15 protein-coding genes and 1 pseudogene are annotated in these 18,878 nt (G+C 38.4%); 9 read left to right on the top strand and 7 right to left on the bottom strand.

What is annotated here, in order from left to right; all coding sequences use genetic code 11:
• Window positions 1-172: 172 nt before the first annotated feature.
• A complete protein-coding gene (locus JMM81_RS20760; RefSeq protein WP_256243457.1) occupies window positions 173-1,639 on the top strand; it encodes an aldehyde dehydrogenase in 1,467 nt (488 codons plus the stop codon).
• 652 nt (window positions 1,640-2,291) lie between these two features.
• Here JMM81_RS20760 and JMM81_RS20755 read toward each other — a convergent pair.
• From JMM81_RS20755 to JMM81_RS20730, 6 genes are all read right to left on the bottom strand, one after another.
• On the bottom strand, window positions 2,292-2,462 hold the full coding sequence (locus JMM81_RS20755) for an aspartyl-phosphate phosphatase Spo0E family protein (protein ID WP_256243456.1): 171 nt from the start codon (window positions 2,460-2,462) through the stop codon (window positions 2,292-2,294).
• A gap of 424 nt (window positions 2,463-2,886) precedes the next feature.
• Entirely contained in the window at window positions 2,887-3,900 is a 1,014-nt protein-coding gene (locus JMM81_RS20750; protein ID WP_256243455.1) for a potassium channel family protein, read from the bottom strand.
• 127 nt (window positions 3,901-4,027) lie between these two features.
• Window positions 4,028-5,281, bottom strand: a complete 1,254-nt coding sequence (locus JMM81_RS20745; protein WP_256243454.1) for an anaerobic sulfatase maturase — start codon at window positions 5,279-5,281, stop codon at window positions 4,028-4,030.
• Between the two features lie 59 nt (window positions 5,282-5,340).
• The gene (locus tag JMM81_RS20740; protein WP_256243453.1) at window positions 5,341-7,671 is read right to left on the bottom strand and encodes an arylsulfatase; all 2,331 of its coding nucleotides are present in this window, start codon (window positions 7,669-7,671) and stop codon (window positions 5,341-5,343) included.
• A 347-nt stretch (window positions 7,672-8,018) separates the two neighbouring features.
• Complete coding sequence (locus JMM81_RS20735) at window positions 8,019-9,221, bottom strand: acyl-CoA dehydrogenase family protein (RefSeq protein WP_256243452.1); 1,203 nt, start codon at window positions 9,219-9,221, stop codon at window positions 8,019-8,021.
• Window positions 9,222-9,315: 94 nt separating this feature from the next.
• Window positions 9,316-10,230: a catechol 2,3-dioxygenase gene (locus JMM81_RS20730; protein WP_256243451.1), complete on the bottom strand. Its 915-nt coding sequence runs from the start codon at window positions 10,228-10,230 to the stop codon at window positions 9,316-9,318.
• Between the two features lie 277 nt (window positions 10,231-10,507).
• Here JMM81_RS20730 and JMM81_RS20725 point away from each other — a divergent pair.
• The 8 genes and pseudogenes from JMM81_RS20725 to JMM81_RS20695 all read left to right on the top strand — a co-directional run.
• Window positions 10,508-10,738 (top strand): annotated as a pseudogene (locus JMM81_RS20725) (IS6 family transposase); the annotation flags it as partial.
• A 66-nt stretch (window positions 10,739-10,804) separates the two neighbouring features.
• Entirely contained in the window at window positions 10,805-11,275 is a 471-nt protein-coding gene (locus JMM81_RS20720) for an NUDIX hydrolase (RefSeq protein WP_256243450.1), read from the top strand.
• Window positions 11,276-11,419: 144 nt separating this feature from the next.
• Window positions 11,420-12,046, top strand: coding sequence for an FMN-dependent NADH-azoreductase (locus JMM81_RS20715; RefSeq protein ID WP_256243449.1), 627 nt, complete (start codon window positions 11,420-11,422; stop codon window positions 12,044-12,046).
• Between the two features lie 530 nt (window positions 12,047-12,576).
• Window positions 12,577-13,596, top strand: coding sequence for a TIGR00341 family protein (locus tag JMM81_RS20710; protein ID WP_256243448.1), 1,020 nt, complete (start codon window positions 12,577-12,579; stop codon window positions 13,594-13,596).
• Between the two features lie 320 nt (window positions 13,597-13,916).
• Complete coding sequence (locus tag JMM81_RS20705) at window positions 13,917-14,108, top strand: hypothetical protein (protein ID WP_256243447.1); 192 nt, start codon at window positions 13,917-13,919, stop codon at window positions 14,106-14,108.
• A 538-nt stretch (window positions 14,109-14,646) separates the two neighbouring features.
• Entirely contained in the window at window positions 14,647-15,393 is a 747-nt protein-coding gene (locus JMM81_RS20700) for a 3D domain-containing protein (RefSeq protein WP_256243446.1), read from the top strand.
• A 302-nt stretch (window positions 15,394-15,695) separates the two neighbouring features.
• A complete protein-coding gene (locus JMM81_RS23210) occupies window positions 15,696-16,082 on the top strand; it encodes a VanZ family protein (RefSeq protein ID WP_375162426.1) in 387 nt (128 codons plus the stop codon).
• Between the two features lie 325 nt (window positions 16,083-16,407).
• Window positions 16,408-17,187, top strand: a complete 780-nt coding sequence (locus tag JMM81_RS20695) for an enoyl-CoA hydratase/isomerase family protein (protein WP_256243445.1) — start codon at window positions 16,408-16,410, stop codon at window positions 17,185-17,187.
• Window positions 17,188-17,506: 319 nt separating this feature from the next.
• On the opposite strand, the gene JMM81_RS20690 is transcribed toward JMM81_RS20695, so the two are convergent.
• A complete protein-coding gene (locus tag JMM81_RS20690) occupies window positions 17,507-18,502 on the bottom strand; it encodes a hypothetical protein (protein WP_256243444.1) in 996 nt (331 codons plus the stop codon).
• Between the last annotated feature and the right edge of the window lie 376 nt (window positions 18,503-18,878).

The raw sequence follows: 18,878 nt of genomic DNA, 5'->3' as shown, positions 1-18,878 counted from the left end.
TCATAATGTCTCACAAGGCTTGTATCAAAATGCGTATCTTTGTAAATCCGCATTTTCCTGATTATACCCCTAATAGTCTCCAAGAAAAGTGGTCACACTAAGGATCGAACGAATAATTGCCCAACCAAGTCATAAGGTTGGTTGATTTAGAAAATATTAGGAGGATCTTTATATGAGTGCACAAGCAGGAAATGCAGTAAAATCAGTTGATAGTTTACAGTTTATTAACGGGGAATATGTTCCTTCACGTTCAGGGAAGGTAAAAGAAAATATTAACCCAGCAACAGAGGAAGTGATTAGCTCCATTTCACAAGGTGGACAAGAAGAAGTAGATGCGGCAGTAGCCGCTGCTAAAAGCGCGTTAAAAGGCCCTTGGAAAAAGATGACACTGGATCAAAGAATTGCGGTTATTCGTAAAATTGGAGATCTGATATTAGAAAGACAAGATGAGCTTGCGCAACTTGAATCGTTAGATACAGGAAAACCCATTTGGTTATCAAACAGTATTGATATTCCAAGATCTGCATTTAACTTTCATTTCTTTGCCGATTATATGCGTTCAATGGGAACAGAAGCATATGAAACCGATGATGTAGCCATAAACTATGCCGTTCGTCGTCCTGTTGGCGTTGTTGGGATCATCAGCCCTTGGAACCTACCTTTATTACTCATGACTTGGAAACTTGCACCAGCTCTTGCAGCCGGTAATACGGTTGTTATCAAGCCAGCAAGTGTAACGCCGACAACGGCAACATTGATTGGGGGAATTTGTAAGGAAGCTGGCGTTCCAGACGGTGTAGTCAATATCGTAAATGGCTCCGGCGGTGTAGTAGGTACAGCGCTTACTGAGCATAAAGATGTTGATGCGATTACGTTTACAGGTGAAACATTGACTGGACAAACGATTATGGCTTCAGCTTCTAAAACATTGAAAAAGCTTTCTTATGAGCTTGGCGGAAAGAATCCAAATATCATATTCGCTGACTCTGATTTAGATGAAGTAATTGAAACAACGTTAAAATCAAGTTTTATTAACCAAGGGGAAGTTTGTCTTTGTGGTTCTCGAATCTATGTAGAACGCCCTGCATATGATGAGTTTGTTCAAAAGTTCGTAGCAAAAACAAAAGAGCTGGTCGTTGGAGATCCGTTTGATCCAAAAACAAAAGTAGGTGCATTAGTCAGTAAAGATCACTATGAGCGTGTTCTCGGCTATATTGATTTAGCGAAAGAAGAAGGCGGAGACATCCTATGTGGTGGTGCTCGACCTAAAGGGTTGGACAAAGGGTATTATCTAGAGCCAGCTATTATCACAGGACTTACTCGAAAGTGCTGCGTTGTCAAAGAAGAAATCTTCGGTCCTGTTGTAACAGTTATTCCGTTTGACACAGAAGAAGAAGTGATTGATCAAGTGAATGATACAGAATATGGATTGAGTGCATCCATTTGGACAAATGATTTACGCCGTGCACATCGCCTTGCAAAAGAAGTAGAAGTTGGAATTATTTGGGTTAATACATGGTTCCTTCGTGATCTTCGTACACCATTTGGGGGACTGAAGCAAAGTGGTATTGGTCGAGAAGGCGGCGCACATAGCTTTGAATTCTATTCAGAATTATCTAATGTGTGTATTAAATTATAATTGAATTGTGTATATGGCCTCCAAAAGAATCCAGTGAGGAAGAGTCCCACTCTTTACCAAATTATGTCATAATCTAAAGAGTGGTCAATATAATATCCCAAATAAATCACCCTCTATTCTCTGATTTATTTGGGGTATTCCTCATTTGTAGGAGATCCGTTTGATGTCAGGATCCTTTGTAACAAAAAAGCTCATTTCATCATTCGGGAGTTAATCTGTTTTCTTAACTTGATGGGCATGGGATAGAACCAACCTATGAAAAGCAAGGACTTTTCATGCGTCCCCTTTCCCTCTTTTTTTAATAGACTATAGTCCGGCACTTTGCCGGACATTTTTTATATTCCACAGTAACAATCGTTTATGATTAGGCTGTGTTAAGGATGATTGTTGATAAATGGCCTTTAGTGTATGCGGCCATGTGTTTGATTCAGCAGGAATCACTTAATGGACACGTATACCAAAGGCTATTGGAGCATCAACACAGTTATTTAACATAGCCTCTACTATTAATAAAAACAACAAAGACGCCTGTCCTTGACAAGCGCCTTTGTGTATAACAATCAGATCCCATTTATCGCCATCGCCTATTATTGAGGCGGTACCCACATGAAAAAATGATGTCACATGCTTTCTACTCAAACAAGAAAAACCATTATTCTCTAGTTTCTATTTTATACAAGTCATTTAATAGATCATCTAACCGATGACTTAGTTTGATCGTATCTGGGTGTGTTAATCCATATACCGATCCAACTAAAATCATATCTTTTCTTGTTACTTCAATCTCTTCTATCCGTTCTCTATGTGATAGTTCACAGATCATAATGAACACCTGCCCTCATATAATCAATCCAGATATCACCGTTTCATCAAGTACTATTTTCTAAAAGGTGATATCTTTATTTTCTTTTAAAAAGGAATGATTGTATATCACCAGCAGTTCTTATTTTCAGAATACTACTATAGTTTAAACATTTTAATAGGAAAGTATTCCTATTATATAAGTCCAGCTTAATGTTTCGACATGGTATAGAAACGGCCAGTCAACCTCCTTTCACTTCGCTGTTATTACTACGTACATAAAGGCGTGCTCAAGCAGGGTGACCAACCGTTTCTTATGTCAATTTAACAAGTTGAATTTATATAGTCTGGATAGTACCTATTACGATACTGAAGGGTCCGGTAGCTATGCAGCCACACGGACCCTTCAGTAATCACCATTTTTCTGGATGGTACCGGGCACCTTATTACATGATTTTTTGATAGGTTTCATTATTACAAATCACATACAATTCCGCTTCATGTGGTATTTTTTCATCTAATCGCCGGTTAATATCTAATTGATCACGGTCAGCAATGAGTGTTGCGCCCTTCTCTAACAAGTCTTTAAATGCATCTTGGTAAGTTATCCATTGTTCCCTTTTTGAAATTTTGTATAGATCTTCTCCATGTTGCCGACTGATTAACTGAGAATAGACTTTACTTATCCCTTTATACATAGCAGAACGGACAGCCAATCTAGAAATCGTTTCTTGCGATAAAATAAATTCATCTACTTTTACATGTGAAAAATTCGAAATGTTTTTTTCTGTTAAAATTTCGACTGTTGTATGGACAATGGGTGCTAATCGCTCTACGATGATCGCAACTGTTAACGTTTTCGCATCACGTAAGGATGGGTCTTGGATACTGTCATCCGAAAAGATAATCACGGACTTTGCTTTCGTAATATTGGCTTTATGAAAGGTTTCTTCTTCCGATGCATCACCTTGAATATAGTGAACTCTATTAAGAGCTAAATCAATTGGTGATTTGGGTAACGTATCAATAATCACAATTTCAACAGAAAAATTGGAATTCAGAATTTCTTTTACAGCAGATTCTGTTTTCTTTCCCCAACCGATAATAATAATGTGACTTTCTTTTGTATAGGTCACTTTGCCTTCCTCCCTTTTCCGTCTATAGATTGTAAATGCATCAATGATTTTCCCGATCACAACACCTAATAGACCGATTCCAATCAAATACATAAGAACGGTAAATAGTTTTCCTGCAACAGTGACCGGTGAATAATCCCCATAACCAACGGTCGTAAAGGTTGTCATAACAAAGTAGAAAGAATTTAACAGACTTTCAAAGTTATCAGGTTCTAGACCATAAACAACAAAAGTACACAGAAAAACAAAAATAGCGGTAGAGAGAAATAGTGTCAGATTACTCATCTTTATTAGTTGTAATCCCATTCTTATAAAAAAATGCACTCGCTTCACTCCCTTCTATGAAGAAGAATTATGTATGTTTTAAAACAAAGTGTACCACAATCTATGGATGGTATGTATGGTGCCAGGCACCTTCCAATTATCTGGATGGTGCCTGGCACCTGTATCTCTATTTTTTTATAACAATGGGATGCTTTATTACATCCATTACTTTAGAGGCAGGTAGGCCATTTTCGAGAAGTTGTACCATTACTTTCATATATTTATGGATATGGGTAAAGTACTTTTTATAGCCTGCACATAAATAATTTAATCCCTGTTCACCGTCAGGCGTCGTCAGGAAGCGGTGTTTCGGACATTCTCCATTACAAGCAAACTTTACTTCACAACTTTGGCAATACTTGGGTAATGTTGATTTTTTCGCTTGACCAAACTCAGATTGCTGCATGGAATCCATCATTTCTTTAAACGTTTCTGATTGAATATTCCCCAACTTATAATCCGGATACATAAAATGATCACAGGAATACACATCTCCATTATGCTCAATGATGGCTGCTTTCCCACATGTCTCAGCAAAAATACACACCGTTGCCGGCAGTCCCATCCAGGCAACTAATGAACTTTCGAAATTCATCACATTGACAGTGCCAACATCCTGTTTCACCCATTCATCAAAAATAGTTATTAAAAAGTCTCCATATTTCTCAGGATTCACTGTCCATGGAGCCAAATGAACCCCTTCTTCCTTTAGCGATGCAGGGGTAGCATGACGTAACCCTAACGCAGTCGCTTGCTCATCCGCCAGTCTTTCCACAATCGGGATGAACTGAACGTATTCCACACCTTCACTTTTGAAAAAGTGATAGATTTCAAGAGCTGAATTTGAAGATTCATTCGTGACACATGTAAGAACATTATATTGGATCTTATATTTTTGTAAGTTATGTAGAGTCTTTAAAACTCGATGAAAAGTAGGTTCTCCCCCACGATCAACACGATATTTGTCATGTATTTCTTCTGGCCCATCTAAGCTTAAACCAACTAAAAAGTCATTCTCCGCAAGAAAAGGAAACCAATCTTCTGTTAATAACGTTCCATTCGTTTGAAGAGAATTTGAAATCCTTTTCCCATTTGCGTATTTTTTTTGAAATTGTACTACTTTTTTATAAAAATTCAGGCCTAGTAAGGTTGGCTCTCCACCTTGCCATACAAAAGGAATTTCCTCTGCATTTTGAGCTCCTATATAGTTTTTGATAAAACTTTCAAGCGTTTCGTCTGACATTCGAAAAGGGGTTTTGGGTTCAAATAAAGATTCCTTTTCTGTATAAAAGCAATAATGACAATCTAAATTACAAATCGGCCCAGATGGTTTCGCTAACATATGAAAGTTGGTTTTTGTTTTTTCAATCGTTGTATTCATTCTTTCACCTCATATATAATAGTAAACCAGCGGCAAGTCTGCCACTGGTTCTTTTTCGGTTAATTCACTCGTGGGATGGTCAATTCTGCGTCATCCTTGAAATGATACTCTACTTTAACTAATTCACCTTTGAATTCAAATTCACCTTGATCCGCATACGCTGGAGTAACTGGATATTTGCTGTCTTTTCCTACATCAACACCTTCAAAAGACAGTTTGAATGGTAATGTATTTTCTATTTTCGTTTCTCCCACTTTCGTCTGATCTATATACAAGGTTCCAATCCCTTCATGAGATCCAGTTTTATCAAATTGGAAAGAAATAACCGACTCTCCAACCGGCACATCGATATTAGAAACAATAGACGCTTTTGTTCTTTCTCCTACTCTATGCTCGTAAACTAGTTTATTATTTTGGATATAGAAGGTATACCCGCTGTCGAATCCGCCGTGCGCTAAAAGAACTCCGTCATCCGTCTTGTTTGCCCGTTCAATTGGTATGGTAATGTCATAGGAACGATTGACAACTGGCGGGACTGCTGAATCTGTTAAGCGATCCATTCCACGATAATACGTAACATGATTATCAGCTCTTACCGTATCAGATGGAACCGATAAAAAGCCATCTATGAAAGTATCTGTTAAAGGAAGTGCTTCATATTTTTCAGCTTCTTTAACCCATAGCTTTTGAAGTTCTTTCAGTTTTTCTGGATATTGATCTGCTAGATTATTCTGTTCAGTAAAGTCCTCTTCTACGTTATAAAGGAACCATTGATCATTTTCGAAAGAATCACCCTTTTTATGACTTGTAAGGGCCTTCCAGCCATCATGATAAATCGCACGGTTTCCAGTTACCTCGTAATATTGTGTCTCTTTGCCTTCTGCATTTGGTTTAGTCAATGACTCCTTGAAGCTTTGTCCAGATATCGCCATTTGTTTGACTCCCTTGATTTCCTTCGGAGGTGTGATTCCTGCGATGTCATAGATGGTTGGGGTAATATCGTTGACATACACATACTGAGAACGAATGGACCCTGGGTCACTAATCAATTTAGGGTTGTACACAATTAATGGTGTGTTCATTCCGCCGGCAAATGTAGAGTTCTTGTATTGGCTAAAAGGAGTATTACTTACTTGACCCCATCCAGCCGGGTACTCCGTTCCAGCACGTTGGCTGCCTATCTCTTCATAAAGCCCCTCAACTTCTTCTACGCTTTCAGCTAATGCATTATAGCCGATGGAATGATTAACCGATCCATTCGCTTGTCCGCCTCCACTGCCGCCATTATCAGAAAGCAAAACAATCATGGTATTGTCTAGTTGATCGGTTCTACGCAGATTGTCGATGAATTTCCCCACTTGTTCATCTGTATGGGTTAAAAAGCCGGCATATGTTTCCTGCAATCGAGTATAATTTTTCTTCTCTTGTTCAGTTAACTCATCCCATGCTTTCACCCCATTGTTCCGAGGAGCGAATTCTGCGTCCTTAGGAATAACGCCCAATTCCTTTTGTCTTTCAAAACGCTCTTCTCTAATTTTATCCCAGCCTTTGTCATACACCCCTTTATACTGATCGATATATTCTTCTGGAACTTGATGCGGAGAGTGCTGGGCGCCAAAGGTTAAATATAAGAAGAATGGTTTATCTGGATGAACACTGGCCTGATTGGTAATATATCTGTTAGCGTTTTCAACAATAGCTGCAGAAAAGTGATAGTTCTCATCTGTTGGTGAAGGAATCTGTGTATTATCAATCGTTAAGTCTGGCTTATATTGGTCAGATGAATCTTCGATAAAGCCATAATATTGATCAAATCCTTTTTGAATCGGCCAGTTGTGGTAAGGACCTGCCGCTGATGTTTGATCCGTCGGAGCCAAATGCCATTTCCCTGCTGCATAGCTGTTATAACCATTTTCACCCAGTACTTCTGCGATTGTACCCGCTTCTGGTTTAATCGCACCTCGTTTATTAGGGATCTCTGGTCCTAGATCAAAATTCGTGACCGTTCCGACCCCTACCTCATGCGTATTTCTTCCTGTCAGTAAAGAAGCCCGTGTTGGTGAGCAAAGCGGGGTTACGTGGGCATTATTATAGCGCAGCCCATTTTCAGCAATCCAATCCATATTCGGCGTTTCAATTTCAGAACCATAACTTCCTAAGTCAGAAAAACCAGAATCGTCTAATACGATATATACCACATTTGTTTTCGATTCTTCTTTCTTTTTCTCTGTCGTTTTGTTTTGCTTTTTATCTGTACCTTTTTCTTTTTCTGAATCTGATGCAATAGCTGAGTAACCATTTAGTGCGATCGTTGAAGCCATTACTACGGCTGTACCCAACATGGTGAATTTAGCAAGAGATGACTTGGGAATGAATTTTTTATCTTTCATTTTGCTTCTCTCCTTTTTGACAATGGCCTTAATAAAAATAGATTCTTCCTAAAAGACAAAAATGAACTAATCTAGCAAACAATCATTTCCTTCGTTTAAATAAATAGATATAAGAGTAACCCTTTCACCCCCCTAATTTATCTATGGTGCCTGGCACCTACTTTTACACAAAATGAGCAAAAGTTCTATCGAAAAAATACTAAATTTTTAGAATATTGTCAACTATTGACCTTTTTATAATTAACCATATCTTTCATCGATCCTCTAGAGATTTTTCGAGCGAGCTCGATAAATTTCTAGCACATATGAAGCGAATTTGATCTAATCGATTTAAGTGGTGAATTTATTTACCAAGTAGGATGTCCTGGCCCACCAAATTGCGTACTTCCGTATGAACTCATCGCATCTTCCCAGAGTTGAGTTGGATGTGAAGCGAATGCGATTACGTCCCTTACAAATAACTCCACTGGATCTCCTTTAAAAATAGAAGTTCCTCCTAGTGTCAATATCACTTTTAAAGCCATATCTGCTGCCATTCTAGCCGCCTGTGATCTTAACGCAAACAACTCCATCCGTTCCTCTTCCGTCGCGATTGTTTTCCCTTCCTCTTGCCATTGTTCAAGAACTTCAATATAACGATCCATTAACCCCTCTGCTGCACGTACTTGAATTTTCATTTCAGCGAGTAATCGTTGACTCCCTGATCCGTTCTTCTCGTTTTTCCCTCCATTAAATACCCGAACACGTTTTTCGGTACGTTCTTGGAAAATTTCAATTAAACGATCCATGGCACCTAATGACGTAGCAGGGAAGGCGGCCAAAAACATCTGCATAAATGGCATACGGTAAACAGGATCTTGTGGATCATACTCTCCGCCCCCCGGTTTTCCAAGACCAAATATATCTTTACCTTTTAAGATAAGATGTTCAGGGATATAAGCACCGTCTACATGAACCCCATTACTTCCTGTACTGCGTAACCCGAGTGTATCCCAGTTTTCAATCAGTTTAAGGTTTGGATCTGAAGTTTTTAGTACAGGCATAACATACTCAAGACCATCCCCAAGATCAGCCATCGCACCAAGACCAATCCATTGACTCCATAAAACACCGCTGGCAAAGTTCCATTCCCCATAAAGGCGGTATCCATCTCCATCCTTTTCCAAACGGCCAAGTGGAGCAAAAACATCCGCAATCAATTCATGAGAACCAAGAACTTCTTCTCTTCCTTTTGGAGGAAGATAACCAGGCCAAATATCATGTATCGCAAAAAAGTTTGTTAACCATGCTGCAGCCATACTATGACTGGCAACCTTTCTCACAATTTCTGTAAATGGTCGTACACCGATAAATGTACCGCCATATTGTTTCGAGCGCATTAATTTATTAATTCCGCCTTCAACAATCGCCTCCGCAACCTTTGGAGAAAAATGACCATTTTTATCGGCTTCTCTTGATTCTACCTCAGCAATTTGACCTATTTTCTCAGCTACTGCCAACCAGTGCTCCATATCTACTTTCTCTTTTGTTAATTGAACTGTATTCGTCATTTAAAATTCCTCCTCTTGTATTCAGGGATATGAAAATCAGCGAATTATAGTAAACGTTTTCAATTTATTAGAAGATTGATAGAATATAAAGTTATTAAGTAAGCGCATTCATAAAAGAGTCAACCATTTCTCTTCTATGATAGAAGATTCCCTGAGCGATTTTGTCCTCTGTCCAAGTAATTGTAGGGAAATCTGGATATGTAATATATCCTCCTGAATAAGCTTCATTTCGATTTCCAGATGGATCAAAGAAATAAGTAGTTTCTGCTCTAGTTATCGCATGACGAGTTGGTGTTACTTCAATTGGTACATCATATCTTGCCAGTAAGTCCGCGGCCTTTAACACATCATACCAATTATCAACCTTGAAGGCTGCATGGTGCAATTTATTATCCGGACCTTTAATAAAGGCAATATCATGAGCCTTTCCATTTTGAGCATGCATAAAGCTGCCCACCATGTCTTCTCCATCCAATGTCATAATTTTTTCACTTTGAAACAAATCTAGTGCTTCTGTAAAGAGTCTGGTTACTGACTTTACATCTTCTCCAATTAATAGAACATGGTCTAAACGATGAGGAGCCATCCCTCTGGCTTCATCCGGAAATGGATGTGGATTTAAGGTGCCTGTCGCTTTGCCCACTTGTTCAATTTCATGATAAAGCTCCATTTTGTGTCCTGTTGGCAGCGTAAAACGAATCGCTTCTCCTTCAGCAAGTCTAGTTCCCTTAGAAATCCTTTCTAAACTACAACCAAACTGCTCGACCTTTCTTTCGTAATACTCAAGATCCGTTTCATTCTGTACTTTAAAAGCAAAATGATCGAGACCCGGTGAATCCGCCTCTTGAAGTACAAGACTATGATGATCAAATTCATCCCATGCCTTAAGATAGACTCTTCCCGGACTTCTTCCAACTACTTCTAATCCAATAATATTGGTATAATAGTTTACAGATTCTTCAAGATCTAGCACTCTTAATTCGGCTCTTCCAATTCGCATAATGGCCATTTTCATCCACCCCTTAGCTTGGTTTGGTATGTATTAATTATAATATTTAAAACTTTCAGAATATACGATTAATAATACTAAATTTAGAGCTATTTTCCACACTTTTTAGTATATTTTATACTAAACCCCATTGGTACTATGTCATTTTAGGAGATATTTTGCGCTTATTTTAAGTGTTATTTTGGGTTCTGGTGCAAAAACTTCAAGATAAATGCAATTAATCTTTAAATCTAGGACATACTGATACTACTACTCTAAAAAAAGGTGTGTGATCAGGATGGAAAAGCAAAATGTATTCAAGTGGAAGCATGATCAGCCTGACATTATTTTGTTAACGGTAAGATGGTACCTACGGTATAACCTCAGTTTTCGTGATTTAGTGGAAATGATGGAAGAACGGGGCTTATTCATCGCCCATACAACGATCATGCGTTGGGTTCATCAGTATGGTCCTGAATTAGACAAACGAATCCGTCGTCATCTCAAACAAACCAATGACTCATGGAGAAATGAATGAAGGATTTCATTTTGGGCATAAAGTTAAGGAAAAGGTGTAAGAAAGGATAAATACTTTATGGGCTATTTAGAAAAAATAAGAAGCAAATTAGGAAATGACCCCATCATATTGAATTCTGCTGGAGTCCTTATTTTAGACCGTGAAGGAAAAGTATTACTTCAGTATAGGAAAGATACCAAGAATTGGGGGCTTCCAGGTGGATATATGGAGCTAGGCGAAACATTTGAAGACACTGCCAAAAGAGAAATAAAGGAGGAAATGGGCGTTGAATTAACCCATTTAGACTTTTTTGAAATATTTTCTGGAAGTGATTTTTATCATGAATATCCAAATGGAGATAAAGTATATAGTGTTGCTGCCATTTATATTGTCAATGATCTAAAGGAGGAAATGACACCCGATGATAAAGAAATTAGCCGTATTAACTATTTCTCTATAAATGAATTACCTCATAATATAACGAAAACTTCCAAAACAATCCTAAATCGTTATATTGATTCTAATAACATCCAGAATGTAAATCACTAAGGTAAAAGGCAGCAATCGTCCATAAAGGCACCTGCCACCTTTACTCCATTAAGCTAACTCTTTGACAAACGTACATTCATGAAGTAACATTAGCTCGAATTAAACATTTCTTAATTGAACATATATACAGAGGAGAATACAACAATGACAAAAGTATTATTTATCAAAGCAAATGATCGCCCTGCAGACCAGGCCATTAGTTCAAACATGTATGAAACATTCTTAAACACATACAAAGAAGCAAACCCAGATGATACGATCACTGAATTAGATCTATTTAACGCATATATACCTAACTATGGAAATACGGCTATTACGGGCGTATACAAACGTAGTCAAGGGTTAGGTCTATCAGCAGCAGAAAACGCAGCCGCTAATATGGTTGATCAATATTTAAATCAATTCCTTGAAGCAGATAAAATCGTCTTCGCTTTCCCATTATGGAATGCCATGGTTCCAGCGCCGCTTGTCAATTATATTGCTTACTTGGCTCAAGCAGGTAGAACATTTACATATACAGCTGAAGGTCCAGTTGGTTTAGTAGGAGATAAAAAAGTCGTTTTACTGAACGCTCGTGGTGCAGATTATTCTTCAGAACCAATGGCATCTGCTGAAATGGCTGTTAAATTTGTTCAAACGAACTTGGCACTATGGGGAATCACCAACCCAGAAACCGTCGTCATTGAAGGACATAACCAATATCCTGACCGTGCAGAGGAAATTATTGCAGACGGTTTAGAAAACGTAGCAAAGGCTGCAGCAAAATTCTAATTGAAATGAAAAAACGAAGGAGCCAGCATGAATGTTCATGCTGGCTCCTTCGTTTTTTTGATCCTTCGATCAAATTCGCCCCGCCGAATTTGCGCCCGGATTTTTATCACGCTTCAGAAAGCCACATCCTGTGGCTTTCGCCTGACTAGGACGTCTTGTCCGTCGTCGAACTCGCTCGATAAATGACCTTTAAAAAATCGAAAGGCTCGCCGGAGGCTTAACTTCATTCAGCTGGGGTTTGAACCCCCACTGACTCAGAGAGCTTATTGCGTTCATCCCCCACTTACAGAAGTGGAGGACTTCTGTACCTGTCGCAAGCTTTCGGTACAAAAAGCATTTGCTGAATGAAGTTAAACATTCTAGACGTGCCACGAATAAGAGAAAAGTTCAGAGCTTATGAACGGTAAAATTCTCACCTCACAAATCCCCATTTTTCTGGATGGTGCCTGGAACCTCTTCATTTTATTTTTATAAATAGCAATAGATGGAAAAGCTATTGGATAGATCTTTATTTTATTGGGGAGTTGGAAATGGTGGATTTACAACTAATTGAAGCATATATCCCAGATAAACATTTTGAAAAAGTGAACGAGACCTTACAAAAACATCACCATGTTTCCTACTGGGTTTCAACAGCGTCAAAGGAACGAAAGCTGATCCGTGTGCTAGTAGAAACAAAAAATACAGAAGACATCTTAAACTACTTAGAAAATGCAACGAATGTGGTAGAAGGATTTGAAGTGCTGCTATTCCCTGTTCAAACTTATATCACAAGATTAACTGAGGAGGAACAAGAACAACAAAAGAAAGAATCCGAAGCAGAGTCAACGAAATTACAACGAGCCAGTCGCCAAGAATTACTAGGATCCATTAAGAATTCTAGTCATATCACACTTAACTATACTTTACTCGTTATTTTATCTTCCATTGTCGTAACGATTGGTTTTATCAAAAATAGTGAAGCTGTAATCATCGGCGCTATGGTCATTGCCCCGATGCTAGGTCCGGTTATTTCGATTGCCTTTGCTTCCATCATGGGGGACTTTAAGCTGATTCGCCATTCTTCTTTTACTTTACTGTATGCCATTATGATTGTGATCGGTATTTCGATCCTATTGACATTTTTTCTCCCTACCCCTATTGATAGTACAGAATTTGCTTCACGAACACATGTCAATCTATCTGATATCGTTTTGGCATTAGCTTCCGGAACGGCCGGAGCACTGTCCATTCTTAATCGATTACCTGGTGCTCTTGTTGGGGTCATGGTAGCCGTTGCTCTATTGCCACCCACCGTTGTTCTCGGTATGACAATAGGTGAAGCGATGTGGCAGGAGGCCTACGGTTCGATGCTTTTATTGATGGGGAATATTAATTCCGTTGTCTTAGCTGCCATCATGGTGTTCTCATTAAGTGGCATCAGGCCTGTTAAATGGAAGGATGTTGATCGAGCGAAAACGTCCCGAAGGCTGTCTTTCCTGTTTGTTAGTTTGACCATTATTCTTTTAATCATGGCCATCCTCTTTAGCCAATACTTCGATTTAGTGTGAGGCGCCAGGCATTATCCAGAAATTGGATTTTGCCTTCTCAAATGATTGACTTCCCTTTCTTGTATATAACTACTCTCTCGTGAAGCATCCCACGAAATAATAGATAGGGTAATATCCCCATGATTTGGATGACACCAGGTACCTTAATCGAAAAGGATCATTTATTCTTCAAGAATAATACAAGATGTAGTTGTCATAGTGTGTTTATAACTAACGAAAGAGTAACGGTAGCTGTTATCCCTTCATGACAAATACTTTTTATGGTTTGGTTGCCCGTTTCTTCAAACTAATAAGCTTCCACGATAAAGGAGCTGTTTGCTTTGAAAAGAAATAAAAATATACCGTTCATTCTTTTTCTATGTCTTTTCTTACTCATCTATCTTGTTGTAAATGCCATGCAAAGCATTAAGGTTTACTTTGTGTATAGTTCAGGGCTTGGTCCTTTATTATTTATAGGATTCATCATTTCAGTTATTATTGTTCTTTATTTAAAAGGAATACAGAAACTGTAAAAGTGTGCCTTAATCAAATTCGCCCCGCCGAATTTGCGCCCGGATTTTTATCACGCTTCAGAAAGCCACATCCTGTGGCTTTCGCCTGACTAGGACGTCCTGTCCGTCCTCGAGCTCGCTCGATAAATTACCTTAAAAAATCCAAGGCATCCGCCGGAGGCTTAACTTCATTCAGCCGGGGTTTGAACCCCCACTGAATCAGAGAGCCTTTTGCATTCATCCCCCACTTACAGAAGTGGAGGACTTCTGTACCTGTCGCAAGCTTTCGGTACAAAAAGCATTTGCTGAATGAAGTTAAAAAACGAGTGTTTTTATCTTGATAGTGTCCTTAACACCACCAATTAATAAGAAGAGTGTCCGTATACAAATATACTGATCGCTTGGATGTAGATACTGGTACTTCATCACCGCTCCCCTCCGATCTTGTTATCAAACTGTTATGATCGTAATCTAATTAACACCTCCCTGTTCTTTTTCTGTAAGAAAACTATGTTAAGATAATCCACATGAAAAGAACAGCCGATGGGAGGCAATCAAATTGAAACAAAAACTATTATCTTTGCTTGCAGCAGCGGCACTCTTTATAACAGCCGCTACAACTACACAAGCAGAACAAATCGTCGTACATAAGGGAGACACTCTGTGGGATCTTTCAAAACAATACAAAGTATCAGTCGAATCAATAAAAAAATGGAACAATCTATCAGATGATGTGATTCATCCAAATGATCTTCTCGAAATATCACCTATTAAACATGTACTTGTAAGAAAAGGAGATAATCTCTGGAATATTTCGCAAGTCTATGGGGTTTCGGTAGAGGATGTAAAGAAATGGAACCACCTATCTTCAGATATAATCCAACCTAATTGGAATCTAATCATTTACACAAATAGACAAAATGATATAAAGGGTAAAAAAGAAACAGTTAAACCAAACGCGCAAAGCGTTCAACATAATCCAGCACCAGCTGAAACGGTAGACCTTAAACAGGCTGATAAGGAAATCACAGTCGAGGCAACCGCCTATACAGCTGAATGTGAAGGATGTATAGGCATTACAAAAACAGGGGTTGATCTAAAAGCAAACCCGGATGAAAAAGTAATCGCAGTCGATCCATCTGTTATCCCTCTAGGCTCAAAAGTCTATGTGGAAGGATATGGATATGCGACAGCCGAGGATATCGGTGGAGCCATCAAAGGAAACAGGATTGATGTGTTCATTCCAGAGCTTGATGACGCTTTGGAATGGGGCAGAAAACAAGTGAACGTGACGATTATTGACTAAATAGCAGGATAAAGTTGCCCCCATTTTTGGGGGTATTTTTCGTATATCATAAGAAAGTACTTTTTCAGGTGAAATGATCTGAAATACAAGCAATAATAGCAAATTAAGCTTTAAAAGAGCAACCGTTGTCCTGTGGAACACTTTGTGAAACAAAATTTTCTAGGACGTCCCTCTTACGCAGTCTAATGAAAATGCACCTGTTCTCTAGATACATTATAATAAGAGTATCTTAGGAAAATGAAGGGATAATTAGTGTGAGAGCCCTGCTATTTTTTACATGGTTTATATTATTAGTAGTCGGTATGTGGACTAGTAGTTCTAAAGAGTTTATAGATAATCAACAAGTTTCTTTTGTTTTTAATACTACTCTCCATTGGGAGAAGTTCTGGGATCCTAAATACTTATTGAACATTAGGCCCTACTTTATCATTTCCAAAGTTGGTCACTTACTTGGCTGCTTTACCCTTGGAATGCTTCTATTTAATTGGTTAGGTCTGGATAAGAAAACAATCTTTCTATCGATATTTTTAGTCTCCCTTATGGAAATAACCCAAGAATTTTTCATAAGAGACGCCCGATTTTTAGATATCGTAATAAATCACATAGGAATCCTTCTATCCATTATTACCTATCTGAGTATTAAAAAGTTTATTCACAGTACTGACAAAAAATCCAAACTTAAAACTTGATACATCTTGCTTGAACCATTTGGTGAAACAAAATATTCTGGAATTCCCTTGCGACACAGTCAAACTCTAAAAAGAGCTAGACAGGGAACACTTCCTGCAGAACTCCCAAACGATCAAAACACAGAACAAAGGTAACCGTCTATACCGAATATCTAGATAGTACCTGGAAAATATATGGATGGTACCTGGCGCCTCCCCTTATAAAACGGAACATTCGAAAAATACTTACAAATTTGTCATAAAATTGGTATGATAGACAAAGAATAACGATTAATCAATAAGATTTACTAATCGTAAAAAAAGTATTTCTTTGGAGGCCAAAATAATGAATAATGAATTTTTACTTTGTGATATCGAAAATAAAGTAGCAGTTGTGACCATTAATCTTCCACCTGATAATCGTTTAAATACGCAAGTTTATCAGGGACTAACCCAAATAATGAGCGATTTAGAAGCGAATGAAGAGGTCAACGTCATTGTCATCACTGGGAGCGGTGATCAAGCCTTTGTCGCTGGAGCTGATATCAATGAAATGGTAGATTTGGATACAGTCGGAATGATGAATTTAACCCAAATAACAAGAGTTGCTTTTTCAACAATCGAAAACCTTAACAAACCTGTTATTGCTGCGATTAATGGGCTGGCACGTGGAGGCGGTTTGGAGCTTGCTTTATCATGTGATTTACGTATTGCCTCTGAAAAAGCACAATTTGCTTTTCCTGAAATCAGCTTAGGCGTCATCCCAGGAGGCGGCGGTACACAACGTATACAAAAGGTAATCGGACAAGGCATCGCAAAAGAATTATTGTATTTCGGAGACATGATTGATGCCGAAAGAGCCTATCAATTACATATTGTAAACAAAGTTGTGGCCGATGATGAAATTCTATCAGTAGCAAAAGAATGGGCTGAAAAGTTAGCACAGAAAGCACCCGTAGCATTAAGAATGATGAAAACGGCCGTAAATACAGGCTCTAATGTTGACCTTGAATCAGCCTTGACGGTTGAAGCAGCCTGCTATGATGGTGCCTTTGCAACAGAAGACCGCAAAGAAGCTATGACTGCATTTGTTCAAAATAGAAAACCCCGTTTTGTAGGTAGATAGAAAATCGTTTAAGAAAAGTGATATTTTTAAAACTGATCCAGCAATAGACAATACACATAAAAAAAAGGGGCTGTCCCATAAGGTGTCAGACACCTTATGGGACAGCCCCTTTTCGTATATAATACAAATCTCCTGCGAAACAGAATTTTCCAAATTACCCCTATTTCACAAACATTGAACTACCCACCACTAATCAAGGTGGTGAGCTAGATGAGACGAGTTTCTTCTATAATACAGCGAGAATACTTCGATCAGTGAAACAAAGAATCTTCCCTAGTCTATCTATTGTCCAACTATTTAGATGGTGCCTGGCACCTTATTAAGCAAATCGGTAATAAATCAACATAAAGGTGGCAAGTACAAAAATAAAGTTTAAGAAGACAAAGATGAATTGATCGATCTTTGTTTTATGCATTTTAATAGGCGGATTATAAAACGAAACTCCTTCAATAATAAAGGTGATTAAGACGATGTGGACCATAAAATGACCAATGATTTCAGTCATACCAAAGAGCATCGTCGTCATAACAAAAATCACGGTAATAACAAAACCTAAAACCCTGTTCAGAATTCCGACGACAAGGAGATATCCGACAATAAATTCAATAAAGGCAGCCATCACAATAAATACAGCTGGTTCAAATCCAAAAGTCGGCACCTGATGGTTTACGACAATATCCAATGACATGCTTGGATACACCCACTTTTCAACAGCAACCCAACAGAGCGATAGCCCTGTTCCAAGGTATAAGAACGGAAAACCAACCTTCTCAAACTTTGTATGTTCAACTAATAACACACCAATGATGGCGATGTAGAAACCATAATCAAGCATATAAAATAGGCCATGGTCCATCGTAACGAAAACAAACTGTCCCAATAACACGACTGCCCCAATCTTTGTCGCAATATGATGCGGGACTAATAAGAGACCGATCGCAATCCAAGAAAAAAGGCCCATTAACGTATCGGTGATAGGTAGTTCCGGAGCGAACAAAGTCCCATTCATCACCTGAATGATGAGAGAGACTGCTGTACCATACTTCAAAATATACTTCGAATACTTTCTCAGACTCGAAAGTTTATGATCCCATTTTTCAATTTTCTTCCACTTTGCCATTTTTGGAATAAGCAAAGTGAGCACGGCCAATACGACCGCTGCTATTAATGCTAGTGACATAAATAAAGGTGATAAGATTTGTTCTATTGATTCCTTTTGTGGCATTACCGTTGCGAACCATTTCACATGCGCTTCTGTAAAAAATGGTGTCATGATAAATCCTATTAAAATCCCAATGGGAAGTAACCTTTTCAAATGATTCCCCTCCTGATTAGTAACATTGTCATAGTGCTAATATACAGCAAAACAGCGCAATTTCTTGCTTGAAATATGAAGAATTTGTGAAATGTTTCACGAATTAACTTCTTATATTAAAACTATTTTCGACCAAACATCCCTAGGTCACAGTGCCTATCCCCGTGTCCCGCCGCAAAAACACGTAAGAAATGAGAAGAAAAATAGCTTTGGTGGTTAATAGCACAACCTAGAGGAAACATCGATCATCTCTCCTCTGAAACAAGGTTTTTCAGGGAGTCACCGTGAATGGCACCTAGGAAATGAGGGAGCCGTTTCGTTCATTATGACTAACAAAATTAAATTCCCCCGAAACGAAAAAAATGATACTCTTTCT

Origin of the sequence: Bacillus sp. V3B, assembly GCF_024494465.1 — a bacterium.
Taxonomy (GTDB): domain Bacteria; phylum Bacillota; class Bacilli; order Bacillales; family Cytobacillaceae; genus Bacillus_BD.
The sequence above is the reverse complement of the archived record's forward strand: the minus strand, read 5'-3'. Positions and strand labels throughout refer to the sequence as shown.

Bases quoted from the DNA above. Each gene is read 5' to 3' on its own strand.
- JMM81_RS20740 (WP_256243453.1), bottom strand. From the start codon at position 7,671: ATGAAAGATAAAAAATTCATTCCCAAGTCATCTCTTGCTAAATTCACC.
- JMM81_RS20730 (WP_256243451.1), bottom strand. From the start codon at position 10,230: ATGGCCATTATGCGAATTGGAAGAGCCGAATTAAGAGTGCTAGATCTT.
- JMM81_RS20745 (WP_256243454.1), bottom strand. From the start codon at position 5,281: ATGAATACAACGATTGAAAAAACAAAAACCAACTTTCATATGTTAGCG.
- JMM81_RS23210 (WP_375162426.1), top strand. From the start codon at position 15,696: ATGTGGACTAGTAGTTCTAAAGAGTTTATAGATAATCAACAAGTTTCT.
- JMM81_RS20715 (WP_256243449.1), top strand. From the start codon at position 11,420: ATGACAAAAGTATTATTTATCAAAGCAAATGATCGCCCTGCAGACCAG.
- JMM81_RS20695 (WP_256243445.1), top strand. From the start codon at position 16,408: ATGAATAATGAATTTTTACTTTGTGATATCGAAAATAAAGTAGCAGTT.
- JMM81_RS20710 (WP_256243448.1), top strand. From the start codon at position 12,577: ATGGTGGATTTACAACTAATTGAAGCATATATCCCAGATAAACATTTT.
- JMM81_RS20735 (WP_256243452.1), bottom strand. From the start codon at position 9,221: ATGACGAATACAGTTCAATTAACAAAAGAGAAAGTAGATATGGAGCAC.
- JMM81_RS20760 (WP_256243457.1), top strand. From the start codon at position 173: ATGAGTGCACAAGCAGGAAATGCAGTAAAATCAGTTGATAGTTTACAG.
- JMM81_RS20720 (WP_256243450.1), top strand. From the start codon at position 10,805: ATGGGCTATTTAGAAAAAATAAGAAGCAAATTAGGAAATGACCCCATC.
- JMM81_RS20755 (WP_256243456.1), bottom strand. From the start codon at position 2,462: ATGATCTGTGAACTATCACATAGAGAACGGATAGAAGAGATTGAAGTA.